Raw genomic sequence first — 24,501 nt, forward strand, 5'->3', positions numbered from 1 at the left:
CAGACTAAACTAACACCATTAAATTGACAGCCTAGGGAGAGAGTTACCAGTAGTTAAACAATTCTTTACACGCTTTCAAATTCAAAGAGTGAACCAAACCGTAAGTATAAGTGTAGGCATTGACGTTAATATCGTTAGCATTAGCTTAATATTTTAATGGTGCGCACTAAACGGCGATAATCATTATCGTCGATGGCATCACGCATTATATACAAGGATTTTCGGTGGGTATGGTCCAGACGGGTATAGCTTAAATGAATAAACAGATCCGCGCTGCGAGAGCGTTTGTCTATCAGCCATAATTCGCTGTCGGTATCAAACTGCAAATAGCCATTGGTAAAATACGTCAACGAGGGACGACGTAGCCAATGCTGCCTGCACTGATAACAGCACAAAGCAATAATGACTACGCTATAAACCAGTTGCAATGAGATAAGGGTCAGCCAGCTTAATAACAAACCGAGTACCGTGCTATGTATCGTAATACACAACAACAACCAGTATTTAGACGGGCGTAACCTGAGGTTACACTTTAACTCTTGAGACAATTTTATTCATCATATAGGCTAACTCTGGATCAGCGCATTTTTCATGACCCATTGCCCAAGCAAATAGCTCTGGATCTTCGCCTGTTAACAAGCGTTGGAAAAGTAATTTATCTTCATCTGACAAATCATCATAAGCTTCATCCACAAACGGACGAAATAATACATCTAATTCCAGCATGCCACGGCGACAAGCCCAGCGTAAACGTGCCTTCGAATCTAACTTAGTCATCTTTTTCCCTTATCTAATTGTCCATGCCCTAATTCTACCATAAAAATAAACAAGATCTTCTAAAGACAAATGCTTGCGTTCACTCTACCATAGAGAAAACCAGCCAGAGAAGAGTAAACAATGACGCAATTTAATAAACTGACCCTAGCATCAACAGACGCATTACCAAATGTGATCGTAAGCGAGCTATCACACTGGGGATTAATGACTGCAACAGGCGAGCAGCGTTTAAGTTATTTACAAGGTCAATTGACTTGTGATCTGGTGGGTTTAGAAGATCAACAAACGACATGGGGTGGTCATTGCGATCCCAAAGGCAAACTGTGGTCAACCTTCCAAGTCGCGAAAAAAGGCAGTTCATTTTATTTCATCATGCGCAAAGACGCATTGGCAGTTACCCTGCCTGAACTCAAAAAATACGCGGTATTCTCAAAAGTAGAACTCACCGATGCTTCCGCATTTTGTAACCTTTACGGTATCGCGGGCGAGCAAGCAGAACAATGGTTGAATAAGACATTTGCCATTACGCTAGGTGAAGAAGCGGTGACTCATTTACCAAATGGTTTTGTCATGCGCTTGATTGGCGAAACACCACGTTTCTTGGTGTTATTACAAAAAAGTGATGCATCACTGCAACAGATTAGCCAACACTTAGCCGAAGCAGCAACCGATGACGGTTCATTCTGGGATGCGCTTGATATCCTCGCGGCAGCGCCGATTGTTAGCGCAGCGATGAGCAGCGTCCAGATCCCACAAGCATTTAATTTACAAGCCTATGATGGCGTTAGCTTTACCAAAGGTTGTTACACAGGCCAAGAAACCGTTGCCCGCGCGAAATACCGCGGTACTAATAAACGAGCAATGGCGATCTTAAGCGGTGTGACTGCATCTGAAGTTAACAGTGGTGATAGCATTGAATTACAACTGGGTGAAAACTGGCGCAGTAGTGGTAAGGTGAACTTAAGCTACCGTTATAGCGATGGCGTGCAATTGATTTCGAGCGTATTGCCAAACAACCTTGAAACCGATAGCGTGTTTAAAATCACTGATAACGAATCAACATTGGCCTTCATGCCATTACCGTATTCATTGGTAGAAGTAGACTAATTAACACTTAATTTCTGTGCACCACAGTGCCCAAGCATATAAAATAAAATGCAGAAAATAAAAAAGCCAGTCACATAACGTGACTGGCTTTTTACTATCGTTAAGTTAAATAACTAATTAGCTATTTGCTTGCGGACGCATTGCTGGGAATAAGATCACGTCACGGATAGTATGTGTGTTAGTGAACAACATAGCTAAACGGTCGATACCAATACCTTGACCAGCAGTTGGTGGTAAACCGTGCTCTAGTGCAGTGATATAATCTGCATCGTAGTACATCGCTTCATCATCACCCGCATCTTTTGCGTTAACTTGCGCTTTGAAACGTTCGTCTTGGTCTTGTGCATCGTTAAGCTCAGAGAAACCATTTGCAACTTCACGGCCACCGATGAAGAACTCGAAACGGTCAGTGAAAAATGGATTGTCATCGCTACGACGTGCTAGTGGCGAGATATCCGCTGGGTAGCCAGTGATGAACGTTGGTTGAATCAGTTGTGGTTCAGCTGTTTCACCAAAGATCTCTTCTAGTAATTGACCACAAGTCCAGAATTTCTCAACATTCATGTGTAGTGATTTCGCGATAGAAACCATTAACTCACGATCTTGAACACCTTCATTAGTCAGTGCTTGAATAACTTCGTGCTCAGGGTTGTACTGTATGATTGCATCTAGCATGCTAATACGTGTGTATTTGCCACCAAATTCAACAGTCTCATTACCGTAAGGCATAGACGTAGCACCAAGTACTTCAACCGCTACCGTGCTTAGCATTTCTTCAGTGAAATCCATAAGATCGTTGTAGTCAGCATAAGCTTGGTAGAATTCCATCATAGTGAATTCAGGGTTGTGACGAGGAGATAGACCTTCGTTACGGAAGTTACGGTTGATTTCAAATACACGATCAAAACCACCAACAACTAAACGCTTAAGGTATAGTTCCGGCGCTACACGCAGATACATTGCTTGATCAAGCGCGTTATGATGAGTAACAAATGGACGCGCTGTTGCGCCACCAGGGATCACGTGCATCATCGGCGTTTCAACTTCCATGTAATCTTTTGATACCATGAAGTTACGGATAGCTGTTACTAACTTAGAACGTACGATGAATGCATTACGCGATTCAGCATTTACGATAAGGTCAACGTAACGCTGACGGTAACGCATTTCTTGGTCAGTTAGACCATGAAATTTTTCTGGTAACGGGCGTAGTGCTTTAGTTAGTAGCACGTACTCTGTCATTTCAACGTAAAGATCGCCTTTACCTGATTTGTTTAGTGCGCCAGTAATACCAACGATATCACCGATGTCTAGACCACCAAGATCCGCTTTTTGTGCTTTTTGCACATCTTTCGATGCGTATGCTTGAATGCGACCAGATGTATCTTGGATAGCAAGGAAAGGACCACGTTTAGCCATGATACGACCCGCGATGCTTACCACGTGCTGCATTTCCACTAATTCTTCTTTTGATTTCTCGCCAAATGCTGCCTGTAAATCTGCTGACTTATCTTTTACACGAAAGTCGTTAGGGTGGCCATTTGCTTTACAGTTCTTGCGGATATGTTCTAATTTCGCGCGACGTTCTGCAATCAGTTTGTTTTCATCTTGTAACTGTTCAGTCATTTTTTAACCCTATTTTTTACAGGCCTGATTTCAGGCTGGCTTCAATAAATTTGTCTAAATCACCGTCTAAAACGGATTGTGTGTTGCGTGTTTCAACACCAGTACGTAAATCTTTTACGCGTGAGTCATCCAGTACGTATGAACGGATCTGGCTGCCCCAACCGATATCTGATTTAGCGTCTTCTGCGATTTGTTTTTCAGCGTTTTGTTTTTGCATTTCATGCTCAAACAACTTCGCTCGCATTTGCTTCATCGCTGCATCTTTATTCTTATGCTGAGAGCGATCGTTCTGGCATTGTACAACAAGATTGGTCGGTAAGTGAGTAATACGTACCGCTGATTCTGTTGTATTTACGTGCTGACCACCCGCGCCAGAAGCACGGTATACATCGATACGTAAGTCCGATGGATTTAAGTCAATTTCGATACTGTCATCAATTTCAGGATAAACAAATACCGATGCAAATGAGGTATGGCGACGGCCACTTGAATCAAATGGTGATTTACGCACTAAACGGTGTACACCGGTTTCTGTACGTAACCAACCAAAAGCATACTCACCACCCAAACGGATAGTAGCGCCTTTGATTCCGGCTACATCGCCAGCTGATACTTCGATCAACTCAACTTTAAATTTGTGTGCCTCACCCCATCGTAAGAACATACGTAATAACATGTTTGCCCAATCTTGCGCTTCAGTACCGCCTGAGCCAGATTGGATATCAAGATAACAGTCATTAGAGTCTTGCTTGCCAGAGAACATGCGACGAAACTCAAGTTTAGCTAGCTGTGCTTCTAAACCGATAATTTCATGCTCTGCTTCTGCAAATGTTTCTTCGTCTTCAGCTTCAACTGCCAGTTCAACTAAGCCTTCAACATCATCACAACCCGTACCGAGATCATCAATCGTTTTTACGATCAATTCTAATGATGCGCGTTCTTTACCTAATTCTTGTGCTCTTTTAGGGTCACTCCATACTTCTGATGACTCTAATTCCGCAGATACCTCTTCTAGACGCTCTTTACTAGCATCATAGTCAAAGATACCCCCGAAGCAGCTCAGCGCGTTCGCCTAGCTCCTTTAATTTATTCAATACTGGATTTACTTCAAACATGATTTTGCTCTATTTTGGTTGTATTCAGCATGGTGCTAAATATAGTGTACCTAGCATTATGTGATGAATATCGAATTCAACACGCAACTAAGTATATTGCTCTAACTATGGGATTTTACACAACAGCAAATTTTACCGAATTCACTAACGGATAAACAGGGGAAGATTAAGAAAATAGCAAATTAATCGATAATATGAGCAAAAAAATGCAGATAAATAAAAATTGAACGGAAAGTCGGTTAAAACGCAGAAATAAAATAACAAAAAACCATGCTAGGGCAGCATGGTTTTGAAATAGCCGTGGTGAAAATCTAGCTCAGTTTATTACACTGATTATTATTTTCAGCCAACACTTGCAGAATATCTCTGCGACTAATAATACCCACCAACTTGCTCGCTTCAACAACCGGGTAGACACTAAAGTTATCTTTAGTCATGCGAATAGCTATATCAACAATACTGTCTTGTGGTGAAACACTCACGACGTTTTTACTCATCACGTCATTAACGATTGCCGGTTTGTCGCAATGGTAACTACCGCTAATCAATGCTTGCATACAATCAGATTCAGATACGAAACCAATCACTTCATTTGCAGGGTTAACAACAGGTACCGCGTTAATCTGATGTTTAGCAAACAGTTCAACTACAGCCACCAGTGACATGCCACATGGAATACTTGGGGCATTAATTTTCATTTCATTCATTACGCGTTGCATAGTCATGGTCTATATCCTTATCTTAAAGCAGGATTGCTGTAGAAGAGGTAATAACTATAACGGCAAACGTTTGGTAGCTAAAGACGATTAAAACTAAGTGTTTAATCGGCATTAACTATCGATATCTATTCTATATATGAATAGTCTAAAACTACGAACGTAACGGCAGTAAGTGCTCAACCATAAACTGCAGGCTACGCTTGCCACGAAACTCATTCACATCGAGTTTATAGGCTAGCTCGATCTTCTGCACTGAGGCATCAGGCCATATATCCAAATCAACATTAAAGGCAATCGCATCGACCAGCGGTCCACCAAGTTCAGGCTCTAGCATCATTTTTAAATGCTTTTTACCCACAAGGCGTTGTTCGCGTAGTTTAAAGATGCCGTCAAAGATCGGTTCAGGGAACATTTGTCCCCAGGGCGCCGCTTCTTTAATTAACTCAGCAGTTGGCAATGAAAGTTGCTCACTCGGTAATTCACCATCACTTAATACCACGCCTGTTAACTGTTCTTCAGTTAACAGTTCCTGTACTAGGCCGTTAAACTGTTTCGAAAACTCGTCATAGCAATCAAGACGTAACGACAAACCCGCAGCCATAGCATGACCACCATATTTCAAAATCATCCCCGGATTTCGGGTATCGAGTAATTCTAAAACATCGCGTAAATGTAAACCCGGTATTGAACGTGCAGAACCTTTAATTTCACCTTCACCCGCATCAGCAAATGCAATAACAGGACGGTGAAAGCGCTCTTTGATACGCGAGGCGACTAAACCCACGACACCTTGATGCCAATCATCTTGGAATAGACAAATACCGTAAGGCACTTGTCCTGCAGCAAAATCAACACTGCTTAAGATCGCTAATGCTTCTTGCTGCATCGAGCTTTCAATTTCTTTACGTTCTTCATTGAGACTATCAAGTTCACCGGCAAAGCGACGGGCATTATTGAGATCTTCACACAATAACGTAGCTACACCGACTGACATGTCATCTAAGCGCCCCGCTGCATTCAACCTTGGGCCTAATGCAAATCCCAGATCACTGGCGCAAAGCTGCGCTTGATTACGATTAGCAATTTCGATTAAGGCTTTAATCCCCGGACGACATTTGTCCGCGCGTATACGTTGTAAACCTTGATGGACCAAAATACGGTTATTGGCATCTAATGGCACCACGTCAGCAACGGTACCCAGTGCCACGATATCTAACAAGCAGGCTAGATTAGGCTCAACTAAACCTTGCTTGGCAAACCAATTCTGTTCACGCAGCGCACTGCGTAATGCTAACATCACATAGAAAGCCACACCAACACCGGCTAAATTTTTACTCGGGAAAGTACAACCATGTTGATTGGGATTAACAATAGCATCTGCAGCTGGTATTTCATTACCCGGTAGATGGTGATCGGTCACTAGCACTTTAATGCCCAGCGCTTTCGCCGCGGCAACCCCAGCGATACTGGAAATACCGTTATCCACGGTCATGATCACTTGCGCGCCATGAGCGGCAGCAAGATCGACAATTTCAGGACTCAGGCCATAACCAAATTCAAAGCGGTTAGGTACTAAGAAATCGACATTACGATAACCCAGCATCTTAAATGCCAGTATCGATAATGCGGTACTTGTAGCGCCATCAGCATCAAAATCACCCACCACTATGATGCGCTGATTTTGCTCTAACGCCGCGACCAATAGTTCACACGCAGCAGTAATACCTTGAAGCTGATTAGGGCGTAATAAGTTTTTAGCGCCTTTATCCAGCTCTTGGTCAGAGGTAACGCCACGACTTGCATAAATCTGACGTAGCAATGCCGGAACTGCTGCTGATATACCGTCGCAATCTAAATTATCGCGACGCTTAATGTGCTTATTCAAGATTTATCCATACTTTCTAGCAGATTTAATAGCTGCGCAGCTGGCACATAACCCGGTTGCATTTGACCATTATCAAACACAATCGCCGGCGTTCCTGTCACGCCTAAGCGACGGCCAAGTTCATATTGCTGGGCCACGGTATTGGTACACATTTCAGGCACAACTTTACCGCCACGTTTAGCATTGTTCATTGCTTGGGCTTTATCTTCAGCACACCAAATTGAGGCCATGTCTTGATACGTCGGTGAATTCAGGCCACCACGTGGGAAGGCTAGATATTTAACGCTAATTCCCAGTTCATTAAGCTGCGCGACTTCATTATGTAACTTACGGCAATAACCGCAGTTAATATCGGTAAACACAGTAATGCTATATTTTTCGTTTTCTGCAGGGTAATCGATCGTTTCACCCGCAAGTGCTTGTATTGCTTGTTGGCGAACTTTACCCATTGCCTGTTCCGTTAGATCGGTAACACCAGCATCACCCACTTGGTAAAGCGTGCCTTGAATAAGATTAGAAGCATCGGCATTCACATAGAAGATGCCTTGGTCTGTGACCACTTCAAATAAGCCCGGGATCGCACTATCACTAACACTCGATACTTTAAAGTTAAGTTTTTCAGCGAGTAAGCGTGAAATATCTTGGTCTTCAGGTGCTAGTGCAGATAATAATTCAGTACTGGTACTTTCGGCTACAGCTTTAGCTGCAACAGTCTGCAGCGCGACATCTGGTGTCGGTGCAGTTTGCTCCGGCGCACTGTTTATTCCCAATACAAAACTGCCTACTAAGCCTGCAGCGATTGCTGTAATTAATACTTTCTTTAACATGTGATTTGTCTCCGCTGTTATCCTTAATGGATATCTATAGTCGATAAATTAACAGAATTCGTTATTTATCACTAGCCTTAATCCTTGCTTTACCCTTGCTAATAGCTGGTCATCAGCGCTGTTACGCGCGAGGATGATGCTCACTATGCAGTTGCTCTAATCGCGCCGTGGCGACATGAGTATAAATTTGTGTAGTGGATAAATCGCTGTGGCCCAATAACATCTGTACCACGCGTAAGTCCGCGCCGTAGTTCAACAAGTGAGTGGCAAAGGCATGACGTAAGGTATGAGGGGATAAATGCGTGGTGATCCCTGCTACTTGTGAATAATGCTTAAGACGATGCCAGAAGGTTTGCCTAGTCATAAAGTTGCCACGTCGTGATGGAAATACCACATCAGATGTTAGCCCCTTCAGTAACGTCGCACGCGATTCATCAATAAAGCGCTCAGTCCAATAAACAGCTTCTTCACCCATAGGTACCAAACGCTCTTTACCGCCTTTACCCGTTACCCGAACTAAGCCTTGGCGTAAACTCATCGACTCCATGCTCAAACCCACTAACTCAGATACCCGTAATCCAGTGGCATACAAAAGTTCCATCATGGCTTTATCGCGTAATTGGATAGGGTCAGCTAAATCCGGAGCAGCGAGCAATGCCTCGACTTCAGCTTCCGATAAATTACCCGGTAAGCGCTGTGGCAATTTCGGACTGATGAGCAATGCGGTGGGGTCATCATCACGTAACTGTTCACGATAGAAATATTGATAGAGGCGACGAATAGCACTCAATTGACGCGCTGTACTCGTCGCTTTGTAGCCTAAATCAAAACGGCTGGCCATGAACGCTTGGATCTCAAGACGATCGACAGTTAATAATTGCTGCTTATGTTGCTCTAGCCAGTGGTGATATTGGTTTAAGTCATTGCGGTAAGACATCAAGGTATTGTCTGACAATCCGCGCTCATGCCACATAACATCTAAAAACTGTTCTATTATTTCAATCTTTTCCAAGCTTCTGCCCTATGCTGCTATTACTATAACTATTGCGATAACTATTACGATAGCAATGACAATTGCCAGTGCTATTTCATCAGTATAACAACACTGTATAAATAAACATGGATTATAGTACAATTATCTCATGTTACTATATAAAAATGATGCACGAGAAATGTGCAACTGACGCTCAAACCACGATTAACACATAGTGTAATTAGCAACTCTGTCTTTGGATGTAGATAATGAAAATCGGTTTATATTACGGCTCCACTACTTTTTATACCACCATAGCTGCGGAAAAGATCCAAGCAGAGATCGGTGCAGAACTTGTCGACTTACATGACATAAAAGACACAGGTTTTACCGATATAGAAACCTATGATGTGGTGCTATTTGGTATCTCTACTTGGGATTACGGTGAACTTCAAGAAGACTGGGGTGATCTTTGGTCTGACATTGCAGGCATTAACCTAGCAGGTAAAACGGTGGCGCTATTTGGTCTTGGTGACCAAGTTAACTACAGCGAATGGTATCTGGATGCGATGGGCATGTTGTTTGACGAGCTGCAAGGCAAGGGCATTCACTTTATTGGTCAATGGCCCAACCAAGGTTACGAATTTGTCGCTTCAAAAGCATTAACCGAAGATGAAAGCCAATTTTTCGGGCTCGCGCTAGATGAAGACAGCCAGTATGACCAGACTGATGAACGCATCGCGACTTGGACATTACAAGTACTGGAAGAAATTGCAGCGCACTATTGATAACACCCATAAAAACTCATCGCGACTCATAACAACGAATATAAGTGATGGACATTATATGTGATGTGCAGGCATAACACCCAACGTCGTAATGTGTCCCATCACAACAAGCAGATAAAATAAAAAGTAAAAAAAGCCGCTGCAATCTAAGATTACAGCGGCTTTTTGTTATTCATTAACAAGTAATGCTTATTTTAAAGAAACGCCTTTCATGTAATCGAAGAAATCGCTCTCAGGAGAGATAACTAATACATCAGATTTGTTACTAAAACTCTTAGTGTAAGCTTGTAAGCTACGTAAGAAATTATAAAATTCAACATCTTTGTTATATGAATCAGCATAAATCTTCGCTGCGCGTGCATCACCTTCACCACGTAGTTGACGTGCTTGACGGTTAGCATCAGCTAGCATTACTGTTACTTTAGCGTCAACAGATGCTTTGATGATTTCAGCTTGCTCATAACCTTGCGCACGGTGTTCTTTCGCTACAGCATGACGCTCTGCACTCATACGTTGGAAGATACTGTTGCTTACTTCCTCAGGTAAATTGATCTGCTTGATACGTACATCTTCAACCAAAATACCTAGCTCAGATGAACGAGCCATACGTTTTAGTGCATCTTCCATCACTTCGCCACGTTCACCAGAAACGATATCTTTAATGGTGCGATTACCAATCTCATTACGTAGACCATTGGTAATTTTACGTGATAATAAAGACTCAGCTTGTAAGAAATTACCGCCATTGGTTGCAAGGTAAAACTTCTCAAAGTCTCCAATACGCCATTTCACGTAAGAATCGATAATTAAATCTTTCTTTTCAGACGTAACGAAACGGTCAGCAAGGCCATCAAGCGTTTGTAAGCGTGAGCTTAACACTCGAATTGAATCGATAAATGGTACTTTAAAGTTTAGACCTGGAAGGTAAACCTTCGCTGTATCACCCGTTTTAAGTACTTTACCAAAACGTACAACTAACGCACGTTCACCTTCGTTCACCACAAAGAAAGACGAAAAACCAAGTAATAGCACAAGTACTAAAATAACTGCTTTTAATTGATTCATAGCTTAGTTTCTCCCTGTGTTATAACGATCAGGACGAACATTAGTATTATTCGTATCTGGATACTGATAACGGTTATTAGATTTCGCTGGTTGTTGCGGTGCTGATACTGAGTTTTCCGAACGTACCGGTTTAGTCTCAGTAGCGTTAGCACTCATGATCTTATCTAATGGTAGATAAAGCATGTTGCCAGTACCTTTAGTATCAACCACAACTTTCGTTGTATTTGAATAAACCTCTTCCATTGTTTCTAGATATAAACGTTGACGCGTTACTTCAGGCGCAAGGTTATACTGTGGCAATAGACTTTCGAAACGTGCCACTTCACCTTGTGCTTTTAGCGAAACTTGTTGTTGATAAGCTTCAGCTTCTTGCTCAATACGTTTCACTTGACCACGTGCTGATGGTTCAATGGCACGTGCATACGCTTCAGCTTCACGAATATAACGTTGTTCATCTTCTTGTGCCGCAATCGCATCATCGAATGCATCTTTAACTGCTTCCGGTGGACGTGCAGACAAGAAGTTGACGTCAACAAGCTGAATACCCATGTCGTAAGCATCAATAATCGTTTCAATGTTTTCACGAGTACTTTGGCGTACCACTTCACGACCCGTAGTGATCACGTCATCCATTGTCGTATGACCGACAACAAAACGTAATGCACTATCGATAGCTTGATGTAAGCTATCATCCGGATTTGTTACACTAAATAAATAATTACGTGGGTTGATAACCAGATATTGAATATCCATTTTTACATCAACAACGTTTTCATCTTTAGTTAACATTGAACCAGATGCAGGCATAGAGCGAATACTCTTTATGTCAACAGGGATTACGCGATCAACAAACGTTGGTAACCAAGATAAACCCGGTTCAACCGTTTGAGAATACTGACCGAAACGTAATACCACGCCACGTTCAGCTTCTTTGATCGTATAGAAACCACTGACCACCCAGATAACCGCAAGTACACCAAGTACTAGAGAAACACCTACTTTATTAAAGTTAGCACCTCCTGAAAACTTACCGCCTTTGCCGCCACCAAACTTGCTGGTTAGCTTTTTAAATACTTCGTCAAGATCAGGGGGTCCCTGCTCTTTCCCTTTTTGTCCCCAAGGGTCGCGATCTTTATTACCGCCATTTCCGGGCTCATTCCAAGCCATTTGCATCTCCATTACCAGATAGTTTCGGGAAAATATTAATTATATCAGCCTAATGCTGAAGGATGAAATCTTCAATGTTATTACATTTGTGCTTTTTCAAACGCTGCCAGTCAATCATAGTCATTCTAATGTCGAGTAGCCAGTCACCATTTTCAGCAAACGCTTCATGTTCAATACAATCGAGATTATATAGATGACTTACAATATTACCCTGCATTGCGGGTAACTGTAACTTAACCACTTTCATGGTACTCGCCAGTAATTCCGACAATGCTTGATATAAATACTCAGTACCTTCGCCTGACATTGCCGATAACCATACGTTAACAGGCTTACCTTCATCATCATAATCAATACGACAACGACCATCGTCAAGCTTATCAACTTTGTTATATACCATCAATACAGGTACTTCACCCGCATCGATCTCTGTTAATACCGAATTTACTTCAATGATATTACCGCGCATACTTTCATCTGCACAATCAATTACATGTAAAAGTAGATCTGCTTCTCGAGTTTCCGTTAAAGTCGCCTTAAAAGCCGCAACTAAATCATGCGGTAGATGACGAATAAAACCAACCGTATCCGCTAACACCACTTCACCAACATCAGCAACCGCAATACGGCGTAGTGTTGGATCTAACGTCGCAAACAATTGGTCTGCCGCATACACTTCAGAATTAGTTAAACGATTAAACAGCGTTGATTTACCAGCATTAGTATAACCCACTAACGAAATTGTCGGTATTTCACGACGCTTACGCATACGACGGCCTTGGTCACGCTTGGTTACAACTTTACCTAAACGACGTAAAATACTGTCCATACGAACGCGTAATAAACGGCGATCTGTTTCCAGCTGAGTTTCACCAGGACCACGCATACCGATACCGCCTTTTTGGCGTTCTAAATGCGTCCAACCACGAATTAATCGGGTCGACATGTGGCGCAGTTGCGCTAATTCAACTTGTAATTTACCTTCATGGGTTCGGGCACGTTGAGAAAATATATCTAAAATCAAACCAGTACGGTCAACCACACGACATTCAATTAACGCTTCTAAGTTACGTTCTTGACGTGGTGCTAAGGCGTGATTAAAGATAACAATATCTGCATTATAAAGCTTTACAGCTTCTGCAATTTCTTCTGCTTTACCTGAACCAACAAAATATTTAGGGTGTGGTCTTGAACGTGCACCAGTTACGACAGATAACGAATTAACACCAGCAGAAGAAACCAGCATTTCTAATTCATGCAGATCTTCTCGGTTATCTTCATCATTAAAGTTAACGTGTACTAATATGGCACGTTCACCAGCTTCATGGCGATCAAACAACTTCACGACTCCCTATGAGTATATGACCCACAAGATTTTTTAGTTTAAATTTCAAAAATTTATTTATCACTTTCACTTTCAGGTTGGAGACCGTGTTGCAGTGGACGCGCCGGTACAACAGTTGAAATGGCATGTTTATATACCATTTGACTGACTGTATTTTTTAACAAAATAACAAATTGGTCAAATGACTCGATTTGCCCTTGCAACTTAATACCGTTAACTAAATAAATTGCCACAGGAATCCGTTCGCGACGTAATGCATTCAAAAACGGGTCCTGTAATGATTGTCCCTTAGCCATCAATAGTTTCCTTTTAAAATTAGATTTTTATTATAATGAAAATATAACCAATAATTACCAGTATACAGCTTAAAAATAGGCTCTAGCCAACTGATAATAAAACTTTTTCTAAATTGTCATCTGCTTTGGAGTCTAACCAGGTTAGATCGTTCCAACTTTTTAACCACGTCATTTGACGCTTTGCCAGTTGTCTTGTTGCCACAACGCCACGGAACACCATTTCATCATGGTCCATGTTGCCATCAAGGTATTCCCACATCTGACGATAACCTACACAACGCATTGAGGGTAAATCAAGATGTAAATCATCGCGTTGATGTAAGCCTTTAACTTCGTCTTCAAAACCTGCTGCGATCATCAATTTAAAACGACGTTCGATACGTTCATGCAGCACAGCTTTGTCAGTTGGTGCAATAGCAAACTGAGTGACATCATAAGGCAATGACTCGCCTTTTTGTTGGGTAAGCTCTGTTAATGACTTACCCGTTAAACGATAAACTTCAACCGCACGGCAAACACGTTGTGCATCATTATGATGTAAACGTGCTGCTGATTCTGGATCATACAAAGCTAATTCTTGATGTAATGATTCCCAGCCACGTAATTTTGCTTCCGCTTCAATGGCCTGTCTAATCTCTGGCACAGATGTTGGTACCGGAGATAAACCTTCAAGCAGTACTTTAAAATAAAGCATAGTGCCGCCAACAAGTAGCGGTATTTTTCCTGCATCTGTGATCGCTTGCATATGTTTTAATGCATCTTCACGAAAATCAGCTGCCGAATAACTCATTACAGGATCAATAATATCAATTAAGTGATGCGGCGCCTCGGCAAGTTCTGCCGCGGTAGGTTTCGCACTACCAATATCCATACCTTTATAAATTAACGCTGAATCTACGCTGATAATTTCACATGGCAGGTTTTTTGTTAACTCAATAGCAAGATCAGTTTTACCTGACGCTGTTGGCCCCATTAAAAAAATTGCTTTTGGTAATGGTTTAGTTTGCTGTTGAGTCACGGTTAAATCTCTCTATTACCGACATATAGTCAATTTTCTCAAATAGTTTAGAACGATATTGCTGTTGTACACAGTTATCCTGTTCGATAAATTGGCTATATATTTGAGTCGCTTGTTCCCAACTAAATTTGGTCAATCCGTGACTACCTTGTATTGCAAGCCAATGACACAAGGGCGCAACATCCGAGGCGGTAGCCTGTTCGGATAGATGGACTATCTGTTGCAATAACTCAGGTAACACAGCAGATAAGTTCGCTTGGCGTAATTGTGCTGGTACCTTTCTAACGATAATGGTGGCGGAATTGCTATAATTCAACTCCAACCCTAGCCGATTAAGCAAATTTTGCTGCTTTTTTGCGGTTTCAACAAAGTTTTTGTCTAATTTAATCGATATGGGCAATAACAGTGGTTGCGATATAACCCCTTGTTCCCACGTCGCTAGCAATTGCATTTTGCAGTTTACTTGCCACATTGCCTGTACATCAGCCAGCAACAAGGCTTCATCATCTTGCACTAATAAGTAATTATCGCTGAGTAAGCTCAGTAATTTCACCCGTGCAACGGGCTGCTCAATCGATGGCCTATTCGCACGCGTTTGACGCCCTTGATGACTGTTTTCTGCAGCGCTGTTTCTAGACGCTTGCTGCAATTGGGCAACTTCGGCCTTAGTCGGCTGTAACAAGTGATTGTATTGCTTGATAGCACCTGCTGAAGGCCCATCATGCATATAGCGCGGCGGTGCGTAACCCGATGACTTGGCATTACTACTGCCAGCATCAGTGACACCGTAACCATGCTGTTTTTGCATCGGCATAGTACTAGCAGGAACACTAACAGGTGTACCGACATAGGCACTTGTGCTTACATTAGCATTAGCACCATAGTCCGCACTGTCAGTAATCTCCATTTGAGCCGAATCCTCAACAACGTGAGCATTGGCAGATGGTTCAGCTTGTCCAGGGTAACTTATCATTTCCTGAACCGGTAACGCCGCCGCAGGCATTGATGGACTAATGCCTTCTGAGATAGCTTTAAACACACCTTGGAAAATAAAGTCATGCACCAAACGTGCTTGGTGAAAACGGACTTCATGTTTAGCCGGATGGACATTAACATCCACTTCGCGCACCGATACTTCAATAAACAACACATAAGCCGGTGGCGCGGCGATACCAGTGGCTTCTTCATAAGCCTGACGCAATGCATGGTTAATCAGCTTATCGCGCATCATACGGCCATTCACATAGCTGTATTGCACATCCATCGGCGCATTATCATGGGGTAAACCTACCCAGCCCCATAATTTAATATCATCGTGCTCACAATTCAACGCCATGCAATTAGCCATGAAGTTGTTGCTGGTAATACTGGCGACACGGCGCTCTTGTTGCTCGATAGTACTCGCAGGTCGATAACTGCGGATAACTTTACCGTTGTGCTTCAAGGTGACCTGTAAGTCAAAGCGGCTTAATGCAATTCGTTTAACCAATTCATCAATATGATTGAATTCGGTCTTATCCGTACGTAAAAACTTACGGCGGGCTGGCGTATTAAAAAATAAATCAATCACTTCAACCGTAGTACCAATCGGATGCGCAGCAGGTTTCACCTGTACTTGCATATCACGGCCTTCAGCATAGGCTTGCCATGCTTCGGTTTGGGCTTTAGTGCGCGAGGTAAAGGTAAGCCGAGAAACAGAACTGATACTCGCTAACGCTTCACCACGAAAACCAAGACTATCAATCGCTTCAAGATCATCCAAGGTTGCAAGCTTACTGGTGGCATGACGACTCAATGCCAAACCCAGTTGGTCTTTATCTACCCCTGAACCATTATCACGAATACGGATCAGCTTGGCGCCCCCCTTTTCAATATTAATGTCGATACGCGTTGCGCCAGCATCAATACTGTTCTCAACAAGCTCTTTAACGACCGATGAAGGGCGTTCTACCACCTCACCAGCCGCGATTTGGTTGGCTAATCGGGGCGGTAAAATTTGAATTTTCATGACACACCTAACTCGTTGGTATTTTCAATTTCTGGCCAATAAACACGGTATTCTTGGTTAAATTATTTAACTGTTTAATACGTGTCACCGATGTTCCATAACTGCTAGCAATAACAGAAAGTGATTCGCCTTTGGTCACAATATGCGTGCTATTTCTCATGTACGCTAAGTAAGTATCTTTTGGCGGTGCATTACGAAAATGCAAATAGCTCCCTTGAGCAATGGCGTTAGCAATTTTATACTGATGGCTGCTCGTGGTTAACTTCTTACCTTCTCGATAGTTGGTGACAAAACCTGCTTCCACCAAGAGTGAAGGTATATCCAGCGATTTTAATACCGCCAAACTTTGCTCGTACGGTTTAGATTTATGCATGCCCGTCACTTTAGCGAGTTCATGATGGATCAATGAGGCGACGTTATACCCTGCACCTTGGGAATATTGCTGGCCAAGATCAAGGAACATGTACTGCAAATCATCATCATCATCGCTATTTTTAATGGCATCACCTACGCCGCCTAACAAACCATCGACATTATCATTACGCAGATTTTTCTTAAACTCATAATTCGCCCGACCTTGCGACAAGATCAGCGTTGACGCACCTGATGGTTGTGATGAGGTAAAACCATCAGCATGCACAGATACTAACAATTCAGCTTTGTACTTACGCGCAATGGCCGAACGTTCATTCAGCGATATGTAGCGGTCATCTTTACGGATCAATACCGCTTTAATGCCTTTTTTCTTATTTAAAATCGCCACGGTCTTCTTAGCAATCGCCAAGTTAATGTCTTTTTCAACAAACTTTTTAAACCCTATCGAACCAGGGTCTTTCCCCCCGTGGCCGGCATCAATGGCAATAATCACATCCCTGCGCGGGTGTTTAACCACGGCTTTTTTAATGGTTTTTTTTACGATGATAGGATTGCTTTGCTTTACCACTGGTTTGGCTGATTTCGTCGGTTTAACCGGTAGGTCAATCACGATCCTGTTTTTAGCCGTTTTGCTGCCCGCTAATTCAAAAAAGCGGTAATGAATCGGTTTAGCCAAGTGGAAAATAATCCGTAAATCACTGGATTTAGCCGACTTAGCCTGCTCAACTCGAGTGATATTACTGCTTAATTTAGCTAATCGACTAATATTAGCAAGGTTACGCGTACCGGCTAAATCTACCACGATTTGTGTTTTTTTATGGCGGTCATAAAGATTAAATAACGGTTTTTTGGCCAGATCAAAAACAATCCGTGTTTTGTCCGCATGCTCAACAATCCGAATAGCCGTAACCGAATTGGCAGCATAACTTAATGGCATAAAGCACAGAAATACCATGCTCAATAATAAAATCCGTTTAAACATCTTATCCTACATTTATATTGGCGAGTTTATTAACCAGCGTTGCACCTAATTCACTAACGCCTTCAACAACGACTTCGCGTTGTTCATCAACATAAGTAAGCGTAATTTTCAAATCTTCGACAGGTAAGAAACCTTCACCACGTTGTGGCCATTCAACTAAACACAGGCAATTATCGGTAAAATAGTCACGAATACCCATGAATTCTAATTCTTCGGGATCAGCTAGACGATAAAGGTCAAAGTGATAAACATTCCAATCAGCTAATTCATACGGTTCAACCAATGTATAAGTAGGGCTTTTCACATTACCTTGATGACCCAGTGCTTGTACAAAACCACGGCTGAGTGTCGTTTTACCCGCGCCTAAATCACCGTGTAAAAAAATGGTCGTGGCACTATCGCATAAACGCGCAAGGCTCGCACCAAAAGCAACGGTTTCAGATTCGTCTGCTAGGAAAACTTTTACTGTATTTGTCATCTAATTTAACTACCTTAAACATTAAAATAAAACGCTATATCGAGTTATGCTAACCACTCACTCATCCCCGCACAGCAAATATCTCAGCGTGAAGACATTCACTTGTAAAACTGGACGGGTATGTAGATTCTACAAATTGTCGAGCCCAAAGAAAACCACAATATGATAAACTTTACCTCAATTTACTAATAGACAGATAATAAACCATGCCTCCTATAGACTATCAACAACTTACGCAGCAAATTAAAGCCTGGGGGGCAGAACTTGGTTTTCAACAAGTCGGTATTGCTGATACTGATTTATCCACCTACGAACCCCATTTTCAAACCTGGTTGGATAACGGTTATCACGCCGACATGGATTATATGTCACGTTACGGTAGCATGCGAACACATCCAGAAGAACTTTATCCCGGCACTATTCGTGTTATCTCTGTGCGCATGGATTACCTGCCACCCGATGCACTGATGGCGACAACCTTAAAGCAAAAAGATAAAGGTTACATTAGCCGTTACGCGCTTGGTCGTGATTACCATAAAATTGTGCGTAAACGTCTGAAACATTTAGGCGACAAGATCAGCGAGCATTGTGAAACCCTTGATGCTAGACCTTTTGTCGATACCGGACCATTATTAGAACGTCCTTTAGCTGAAAAAGCCGGCTTAGGTTGGACAGGTAAACATTCATTAATTTTAAATAAAGAAGCTGGCTCGTGGTTTTTCCTTGGTGAAATATTAATAAACCTGCCATTACCCGTTGATAAACCAATTGAAAATCAATGTGGTAAATGCACCGCATGTTTACAGATTTGTCCAACCCAAGCGATTGTCGCACCTTATAGCGTTGATGCAAATCGCTGTATTTCTTACCTTACGATTGAACTGTTCGGCCCGATACCGGAACAATATAGAGCGTTAATTGGTAATCGAATCTATGGTTGTGATGATTGTCAGTTGATCTGCCCATGGAATCGATTTGCCGCGATTACTGGCGAAAAAGACTTTCACCCTAGATCTAACTTACACTCACCAGCATTATTAACCCTATATGCGTGGAATGAAACTTACTTCTTAAAACAAACAGAAGGCTCGCCGATCCGTCGTATTGGCCACGAGCGTTGGTTACGTAATATTTCTGTGGCTTTGGGTAACGCGGCCTATTCAGCAGAGATCGTCGCCGCTTTAGAAGCCAAGTTTGGGGAAACAACCGCCATGGTCCAAGAGCATATCACTTGGGCACTGCAACAACAGCAAACCAAGGCAGGTAGTATTATTCCGGTATTACAAATAGATAAGACCAAAGATAAATTAATTCGCATGGTGGAAAAAGCCCTACCACGCGATGCATAAACATTAATGAGACGATAACAAAAAGCGCGTAGAGGACAGTCCCCTACGCGCTTTAGCGTTTATAGCTTTGTCGCTTACTTGTCGGTTTTATCAACCCCAGTATCAATACTGTCGTCAGCACCGCTAGCCGTTTTTTCTACCACTGTACTTTCCGCTACAGCACTTTCCACTACAGCATGGCTTTTCTCAGTAACCGCAGTTTCCACAGTTTCCACAGTAGCATTGCTTTCCGTAGTCGCATTAACCAGCTGCTGTGCTTCCCATGCTTTTGCTTTATGGATCAAGCCAGTAATACTTGAGCCTTGCACCAAAATAGAGAACACCACAACCGAATACGTCATCACCAGAATAATTTCTCGTACATCGATATTCTTCTCTGGAATAATAAATACCCCAGCTGGAATAGCCAACGCCATCGCCAGCGCTAAACCGCCACGTAAACCACCCCACGTCAGGATCCGCACTGCAAATGGGTTGTAACTGCGAAAGCGGTTAAAGAATAAATAAGAGAATCTGACACTTAAATAACGCGCTACTAATACCAGAGGGATCGCAAAGACCATCAAGATCCAATCTTCTTCATGGAAGCTAAATAACAACATCGCCATACCAATCAGTAAGAATAGAATACCATTGAGGAATTCATCGACCAGTTCCCAGAAGTGATCCAAGTGGTACTCACTTTCTGGTGAAAAACCTTTTTGACGCGTCCAGTTACCAATCATGATACCGGCAACAACCATAGCTAATGGACCAGACACATGGATCACGTCAGCAAATACATAACCCGCGGTTGGAATAGCAATCGTCAACAACAGCTCCATCGAGTGATCGTTAGTCGAACTGATTAAATAATGGAATACTAAACCAAGCGCAAGGCCATAGATGATGCCACCAATCGCTTCATGCAAGAATAACTGGGTCACACTGCTAACAGTCGGCGCTTCACTACCAAAGGCGACGGTAAACAGCGTCATAAAAATCACTAAACCAAAGCCATCATTGAACAATGATTCACCTTCGATTTGCGTTGAAATTCGCTGTGGAGCATCGAGGTTCTTGACAATAGCCAGTACCGCGATCGGATCCGTCGGTGAAATAAGCGCACCAAACAGTAGGCAATAAATGAAGTCTAAGGGAATACCAACAAGTTGACAGAATCCCCATAACACCCCACCGATAAAGGCGGTTGAGAATAACGTCGCAACCAGCGCTAACACAGTGATTTCCCATTTCTGGTCTCGCATGTGCGCTAACTTGATACCTAAACCGCCAGCAAATAATAAGAAGCCTAAGATGCCTTTTAATAAAAAGCTTTCAAAGTTGATACTATTTAATTGCTCTGTGGCGATTGCTTCTAAATGAAACCAACCGCTTTGACCTGCAATCACAATACCTAAAGACAGTATTATTGATCCCGCGGTTATCGCAATTGTTGTTTGCATCTTGCCAATTTTGCTATTAATAAACGCAATGAAAATGGCAACTGCAGCGAGAAAACATAAGGTACTGTATACCGACATGCCACACCCCTGATTGAAGTAAATTTGATTAGATTAATTGAAGATTATTTTTACGAGCTACACAATGTTCTTGTTAACTATAAAAATCAAGTTCTTTCAGTAATATGGTTAGCAACTAACAATGAATAGAGTATTTAATCCAAACAACATCTAAAAACATACCTACTATTATATAGTTAACCGTAGTCACAAGGTTTTTATTAAAACGTCGTAATTTAATTGATAACCACAATTTAATATAAAAATTAGCGTTTATGTCGACCGTTTAATTTTATAAAAGTAACTACATTTGCTGAAGACAGGCAGGAAAAAAGACGTGGTAATAAATAAGGATAGCAAAGAAATGTGATGATAGAGTGATACCGAAACCACTTATTTTACGTCATCTTTCGCGCGTTACCGCAAGGCTTACGTCACAGTCGTTTCGGTATACAAAAATGGTAAATTAACGTTTTTTCGGTACCCAAGCCCAAATAAATTCGGCTTTAATCGGTTCATTGCCTTCACTATCGGTGATAACAACCGGTACAGAGATATCACCTTTCTCGGTATTACGAATATGATTGATCTGCTCATCGGTTAATGACGCTACCGCCGTTAAATCACCTGCAGCACGGCGAACATAATCAATATTCATATTTTTTAATAATGGAATACGGTTATCAGGTACATGCATACCGATTAGAAAACCAGTTGCCGACTCACCCAATAATGCCATCGCCGCAGCATGCACGCCACCAATGTGATTCTGTACGCGTTTACGATTTTTTAAGCTCAGTTTAGAGCCGGAAAAATCTAACTTTTCGACACGTACTTTTGAGGTACCGGCAAATTTAATCACCTTACCAAACACCAAAGACAATGCCGGTGCATGGCAACCTTTTGGCAGTAGCGTTACTTTCTTAACGATTTTACTGAGTTTATTATCCGCTTTCATGTCAATCCTTGAGATTATAGTAGGTTCCAAAACAAATACTTAGCTTATCAAAGCCGTAAGTGACTAAGCACTATAGCATTTAATAAATAAGTGAAATTGGTCTAAATGACATAGGATAAAAATTAGTGGCTATAAAGTTTTGGATTTTGGATTTTGGATTTTGGATTTTGGATTTTGGATTTTGGATTTTGGATTTTGGATTTTGGATTTTATAATAATGAAGGTAATAAGGAGAGATAGTAAAAAATGTTATACACGAAGAAATTATAAGGGGAAAAATTGGAGCGGTACAAGAGGCTCGAACTCTTGACCTCAACCTTGGCAAGGTTGCGCTCTACCAACTGAGCTAGTACCGCTTCTGTCTGATTTAAAGTTTCAGGAACTGTATCTCTTTCGTCATGGTCTGAAGAAAGACATTTTATTTTCAAATACTAATAAATTTGGAGCGGTACAAGAGGCTCGAACTCTTGACCTCAACCTTGGCAAGGTTGCGCTCTACCAACTGAGCTAGTACCGCTTCATTTTGATTTAAAGTTTCGCAACTATTCGACTCACTCGAATGAATTAACATTCAAACAAATCTGAATTTGGAGCGGTACAAGAGGCTCGAACTCTTGACCTCAACCTTGGCAAGGTTGCGCTCTACCAACTGAGCTAGTACCGCTTCTGTCTGATTTAAAGTTTCAGGAACTGTATCTCTTTCGTCATGGTATGAAGAAAGAAATTGGAGCGGTACAAGAGGCTCGAACTCTTGACCTCAACCTTGGCAAGGTTGCGCTCTACCAACTGAGCTAGTACCGCTTCATTGTGATTTATAGTTTCTCAACTTATCTTCTAATCATTGGTGTGATAAGAAGATTGGAGCGGTACAAGAGGCTCGAACTCTTGACCTCAACCTTGGCAAGGTTGCGCTCTACCAACTGAGCTAGTACCGCTTCATTGTGATTTATAGTTTCTCAACTTATCTCCTAATCATTGGTGTGATCAGAAGATTGGAGCGGTACAAGAGGCTCGAACTCTTGACCTCAACCTTGGCAAGGTTGCGCTCTACCAACTGAGCTAGTACCGCATCTGTCTGATTTAAAGTTTCAGTAACTATTCGATTCATTCGAGTGAATTAACATTCAAACAAATCTGAATTTGGAGCGGTACAAGAGGCTCGAACTCTTGACCTCAACCTTGGCAAGGTTGCGCTCTACCAACTGAGCTAGTACCGCTTTGGTATTCTACTTTTTATTCTAAGAAAAGATTGGAGCGGTACAAGAGGCTCGAACTCTTGACCTCAACCTTGGCAAGGTTGCGCTCTACCAACTGAGCTAGTACCGCTTCGTATCTTAGGTGCCGAATTATATAGATCCGACTGGTTTTTGCAAGCCTAGACCAAGGCTTTATTATAAAAAAGCCTTATATCGCCGAATGTTTCAACTATAAGGTCGTAAAATTATCTAACCAGTCGTGTCAGCGCTTAAATTTTAAACATATGTTGACGATAATGCTGTAATTCGCCGATTGATTCACGAATATCATCCAATGCTAAATGCAAACCTTGCTTGTGAAAACTCGCTACAACCTCAGGGCACCAACGACGGCCTAATTCTTTAATCGTGCTTACATCAACATTTCGGTAATGGAAATAATCATCTAAATCCGTCATGTACTTAACCAAAAAGCGTCGATCCTGACCAATACTATTACCACATAATGGTGATTTACCTGCAGGTACCCATTTATGTAAGAACGCTAGCGTTTGTGCAACCGCCTCTTTTTCAGTCACTTCACTCGCTAATACGCGTTTAACCAGACCTGAATTGGTATGGTGGGTTGTACACCAGTCATCCATCTTATCAAGTTCTGTTTTATCTTGATGAATCGCTAATACAGGTCCTTCTGCAAGAATATTTAATTCACTATCGGTAACGATAGTGGCAATTTCAATGATCAGACATTTTTCTGGATCAAGACCTGTCATTTCTAAGTCAATCCAAACTAAATTATTTTCATTAAATTGCGCGGTATTGTCGGCAAGTTGCATAGAGGAAATCCTAATAGTTGTCGTGTAATCGTATGTTTAAGGTTATTATACCTTATCGACCTCGAAATGCGATGTTCAGCAACAGCTGTACTACAATACGTGTTGTTAC

General features: G+C 41.9%; 22 protein-coding genes and 8 tRNA genes. 3 read left to right on the forward strand and 27 right to left on the reverse strand.

From position 1 onward, the window contains the following. Positions 1–140: 140 nt before the first annotated feature. Both CXF93_RS17405 and CXF93_RS17410 read right to left on the reverse strand, forming a co-directional pair. Entirely contained in the window at positions 141–548 is a 408-nt protein-coding gene (locus tag CXF93_RS17405; RefSeq protein WP_101063795.1) for a protein YgfX, read from the reverse strand. Next, positions 526–777 (reverse strand): succinate dehydrogenase assembly factor 2, encoded by a 252-nt coding sequence (locus tag CXF93_RS17410; RefSeq protein WP_017221855.1) that lies wholly within the window; start codon positions 775–777, stop codon positions 526–528. Before CXF93_RS17410 ends, CXF93_RS17405 begins: the two co-directional genes overlap by 23 nt. Positions 778–897: 120 nt before the next feature. On the opposite strand from CXF93_RS17410, the gene ygfZ reads away from it, so the two are divergent. Continuing rightward, a complete protein-coding gene (gene ygfZ / locus CXF93_RS17415; RefSeq protein ID WP_101063796.1) occupies positions 898–1,884 on the forward strand; it encodes a tRNA-modifying protein YgfZ in 987 nt (328 codons plus the stop codon). Between the two features lie 117 nt (positions 1,885–2,001). On the opposite strand, the gene lysS is transcribed toward ygfZ, so the two are convergent. From lysS to xerD, 6 genes are all read right to left on the reverse strand, one after another. Further along, complete coding sequence (lysS, locus tag CXF93_RS17420) at positions 2,002–3,510, reverse strand: lysine--tRNA ligase (RefSeq protein ID WP_101063798.1); 1,509 nt, start codon at positions 3,508–3,510, stop codon at positions 2,002–2,004. 16 nt (positions 3,511–3,526) lie between these two features. Continuing rightward, a protein-coding gene (prfB, locus tag CXF93_RS17425; RefSeq protein ID WP_198551702.1) for a peptide chain release factor 2 occupies positions 3,527–4,625 on the reverse strand; the annotation gives its coding sequence in 2 pieces (ribosomal slippage) (positions 3,527–4,549 and positions 4,551–4,625; 1,098 coding nt in all). A 311-nt stretch (positions 4,626–4,936) separates the two neighbouring features. Next, entirely contained in the window at positions 4,937–5,350 is a 414-nt protein-coding gene (locus CXF93_RS17430) for a CBS domain-containing protein (protein WP_101063802.1), read from the reverse strand. Positions 5,351–5,495: 145 nt separating this feature from the next. Beyond that, the gene (gene recJ / locus CXF93_RS17435) at positions 5,496–7,229 is read right to left on the reverse strand and encodes a single-stranded-DNA-specific exonuclease RecJ (RefSeq protein WP_101063804.1); all 1,734 of its coding nucleotides are present in this window, start codon (positions 7,227–7,229) and stop codon (positions 5,496–5,498) included. Continuing rightward, entirely contained in the window at positions 7,226–8,056 is an 831-nt protein-coding gene (dsbC, locus tag CXF93_RS17440; protein ID WP_101063806.1) for a bifunctional protein-disulfide isomerase/oxidoreductase DsbC, read from the reverse strand. Before dsbC ends, recJ begins: the two co-directional genes overlap by 4 nt. A 121-nt stretch (positions 8,057–8,177) precedes the next feature. Beyond that, positions 8,178–9,068 (reverse strand): site-specific tyrosine recombinase XerD, encoded by an 891-nt coding sequence (xerD, locus tag CXF93_RS17445; protein WP_101063807.1) that lies wholly within the window; start codon positions 9,066–9,068, stop codon positions 8,178–8,180. A gap of 230 nt (positions 9,069–9,298) precedes the next feature. On the opposite strand from xerD, the gene fldB reads away from it, so the two are divergent. Next, positions 9,299–9,817, forward strand: a complete 519-nt coding sequence (gene fldB, locus CXF93_RS17450) for a flavodoxin FldB (protein WP_101063808.1) — start codon at positions 9,299–9,301, stop codon at positions 9,815–9,817. Between the two features lie 189 nt (positions 9,818–10,006). Here the strand turns inward: fldB and hflC are convergent, their stop codons facing one another. From hflC to tsaE, 8 genes are all read right to left on the reverse strand, one after another. Next, positions 10,007–10,882 carry a protease modulator HflC gene (gene hflC, locus CXF93_RS17455; protein WP_101063809.1) on the reverse strand — a complete coding sequence of 292 codons (876 nt, stop codon included), beginning with the start codon at positions 10,880–10,882 and terminating at the stop codon, positions 10,007–10,009. Between the two features lie 3 nt (positions 10,883–10,885). Continuing rightward, positions 10,886–12,049, reverse strand: a complete 1,164-nt coding sequence (gene hflK, locus CXF93_RS17460) for an FtsH protease activity modulator HflK (RefSeq protein WP_101063810.1) — start codon at positions 12,047–12,049, stop codon at positions 10,886–10,888. 49 nt (positions 12,050–12,098) lie between these two features. After that, entirely contained in the window at positions 12,099–13,388 is a 1,290-nt protein-coding gene (gene hflX, locus CXF93_RS17465; RefSeq protein WP_101063894.1) for a ribosome rescue GTPase HflX, read from the reverse strand. Positions 13,389–13,447: 59 nt separating this feature from the next. Continuing rightward, a complete protein-coding gene (hfq, locus tag CXF93_RS17470; RefSeq protein ID WP_017221843.1) occupies positions 13,448–13,690 on the reverse strand; it encodes an RNA chaperone Hfq in 243 nt (80 codons plus the stop codon). An 82-nt stretch (positions 13,691–13,772) separates the two neighbouring features. Beyond that, the gene (gene miaA / locus CXF93_RS17475) at positions 13,773–14,663 is read right to left on the reverse strand and encodes a tRNA (adenosine(37)-N6)-dimethylallyltransferase MiaA (RefSeq protein ID WP_232784253.1); all 891 of its coding nucleotides are present in this window, start codon (positions 14,661–14,663) and stop codon (positions 13,773–13,775) included. A 25-nt stretch (positions 14,664–14,688) separates the two neighbouring features. Then, positions 14,689–16,716, reverse strand: coding sequence for a DNA mismatch repair endonuclease MutL (gene mutL / locus CXF93_RS17480; protein ID WP_101063812.1), 2,028 nt, complete (start codon positions 16,714–16,716; stop codon positions 14,689–14,691). A gap of 7 nt (positions 16,717–16,723) precedes the next feature. Then, positions 16,724–18,073 carry an N-acetylmuramoyl-L-alanine amidase gene (locus CXF93_RS17485; RefSeq protein ID WP_101063813.1) on the reverse strand — a complete coding sequence of 450 codons (1,350 nt, stop codon included), beginning with the start codon at positions 18,071–18,073 and terminating at the stop codon, positions 16,724–16,726. A gap of 1 nt (position 18,074) precedes the next feature. Beyond that, complete coding sequence (gene tsaE, locus CXF93_RS17490) at positions 18,075–18,551, reverse strand: tRNA (adenosine(37)-N6)-threonylcarbamoyltransferase complex ATPase subunit type 1 TsaE (protein ID WP_101063814.1); 477 nt, start codon at positions 18,549–18,551, stop codon at positions 18,075–18,077. 206 nt (positions 18,552–18,757) lie between these two features. On the opposite strand from tsaE, the gene queG reads away from it, so the two are divergent. Continuing rightward, positions 18,758–19,900, forward strand: a complete 1,143-nt coding sequence (gene queG, locus CXF93_RS17495; protein WP_101063815.1) for a tRNA epoxyqueuosine(34) reductase QueG — start codon at positions 18,758–18,760, stop codon at positions 19,898–19,900. Positions 19,901–19,974: 74 nt separating this feature from the next. On the opposite strand, the gene CXF93_RS17500 is transcribed toward queG, so the two are convergent. The 11 genes from CXF93_RS17500 to orn form a co-directional block, all read right to left on the reverse strand. After that, the gene (locus CXF93_RS17500) at positions 19,975–21,423 is read right to left on the reverse strand and encodes a sodium:proton antiporter (RefSeq protein ID WP_232784249.1); all 1,449 of its coding nucleotides are present in this window, start codon (positions 21,421–21,423) and stop codon (positions 19,975–19,977) included. A gap of 445 nt (positions 21,424–21,868) precedes the next feature. Then, entirely contained in the window at positions 21,869–22,360 is a 492-nt protein-coding gene (locus CXF93_RS17505) for a DUF4442 domain-containing protein (protein ID WP_101063816.1), read from the reverse strand. Positions 22,361–22,640: 280 nt separating this feature from the next. Beyond that, positions 22,641–22,716 (reverse strand) — tRNA-Gly (locus tag CXF93_RS17515). A gap of 85 nt (positions 22,717–22,801) precedes the next feature. Then, positions 22,802–22,877 (reverse strand) — tRNA-Gly (locus CXF93_RS17520). Between the two features lie 71 nt (positions 22,878–22,948). Then, a tRNA-Gly gene (locus tag CXF93_RS17525) sits at positions 22,949–23,024 on the reverse strand. A gap of 61 nt (positions 23,025–23,085) precedes the next feature. Further along, positions 23,086–23,161: transfer RNA gene (locus CXF93_RS17530), tRNA-Gly, on the reverse strand. A gap of 58 nt (positions 23,162–23,219) precedes the next feature. Next, a tRNA-Gly gene (locus tag CXF93_RS17535) sits at positions 23,220–23,295 on the reverse strand. Between the two features lie 58 nt (positions 23,296–23,353). Then, positions 23,354–23,429 (reverse strand) — tRNA-Gly (locus tag CXF93_RS17540). Positions 23,430–23,501: 72 nt separating this feature from the next. Further along, positions 23,502–23,577 (reverse strand) — tRNA-Gly (locus tag CXF93_RS17545). Between the two features lie 33 nt (positions 23,578–23,610). After that, positions 23,611–23,686: transfer RNA gene (locus CXF93_RS17550), tRNA-Gly, on the reverse strand. Positions 23,687–23,825: 139 nt separating this feature from the next. Beyond that, complete coding sequence (gene orn, locus CXF93_RS17555; protein WP_101063818.1) at positions 23,826–24,392, reverse strand: oligoribonuclease; 567 nt, start codon at positions 24,390–24,392, stop codon at positions 23,826–23,828. Positions 24,393–24,501 lie beyond the last annotated feature (109 nt).

Source organism: Moritella sp. Urea-trap-13 (assembly GCF_002836355.1).
GTDB lineage: Bacteria > Pseudomonadota > Gammaproteobacteria > Enterobacterales > Moritellaceae > Moritella.

Coding starts and splice junctions, on each gene's coding strand:
- hflK (WP_101063810.1), bottom strand. CDS start 12,049: ATGGCTTGGAATGAGCCCGGAAATGGCGGTAATAAAGATCGCGACCCT.
- lysS (WP_101063798.1), bottom strand. CDS start 3,510: ATGACTGAACAGTTACAAGATGAAAACAAACTGATTGCAGAACGTCGC.
- ygfZ (WP_101063796.1), top strand. CDS start 898: ATGACGCAATTTAATAAACTGACCCTAGCATCAACAGACGCATTACCA.
- CXF93_RS17505 (WP_101063816.1), bottom strand. CDS start 22,360: ATGAAAGCGGATAATAAACTCAGTAAAATCGTTAAGAAAGTAACGCTA.
- tsaE (WP_101063814.1), bottom strand. CDS start 18,551: ATGACAAATACAGTAAAAGTTTTCCTAGCAGACGAATCTGAAACCGTT.
- CXF93_RS17485 (WP_101063813.1), bottom strand. CDS start 18,073: ATGTTTAAACGGATTTTATTATTGAGCATGGTATTTCTGTGCTTTATG.
- hfq (WP_017221843.1), bottom strand. CDS start 13,690: ATGGCTAAGGGACAATCATTACAGGACCCGTTTTTGAATGCATTACGT.
- mutL (WP_101063812.1), bottom strand. CDS start 16,716: ATGAAAATTCAAATTTTACCGCCCCGATTAGCCAACCAAATCGCGGCT.
- hflC (WP_101063809.1), bottom strand. CDS start 10,882: ATGAATCAATTAAAAGCAGTTATTTTAGTACTTGTGCTATTACTTGGT.
- miaA (WP_232784253.1), bottom strand. CDS start 14,663: ATGGGGCCAACAGCGTCAGGTAAAACTGATCTTGCTATTGAGTTAACA.
- CXF93_RS17410 (WP_017221855.1), bottom strand. CDS start 777: ATGACTAAGTTAGATTCGAAGGCACGTTTACGCTGGGCTTGTCGCCGT.
- queG (WP_101063815.1), top strand. CDS start 18,758: ATGCCTCCTATAGACTATCAACAACTTACGCAGCAAATTAAAGCCTGG.
- CXF93_RS17430 (WP_101063802.1), bottom strand. CDS start 5,350: ATGACTATGCAACGCGTAATGAATGAAATGAAAATTAATGCCCCAAGT.
- CXF93_RS17500 (WP_232784249.1), bottom strand. CDS start 21,423: ATGTCGGTATACAGTACCTTATGTTTTCTCGCTGCAGTTGCCATTTTC.
- dsbC (WP_101063806.1), bottom strand. CDS start 8,056: ATGTTAAAGAAAGTATTAATTACAGCAATCGCTGCAGGCTTAGTAGGC.
- orn (WP_101063818.1), bottom strand. CDS start 24,392: ATGCAACTTGCCGACAATACCGCGCAATTTAATGAAAATAATTTAGTT.
- fldB (WP_101063808.1), top strand. CDS start 9,299: ATGAAAATCGGTTTATATTACGGCTCCACTACTTTTTATACCACCATA.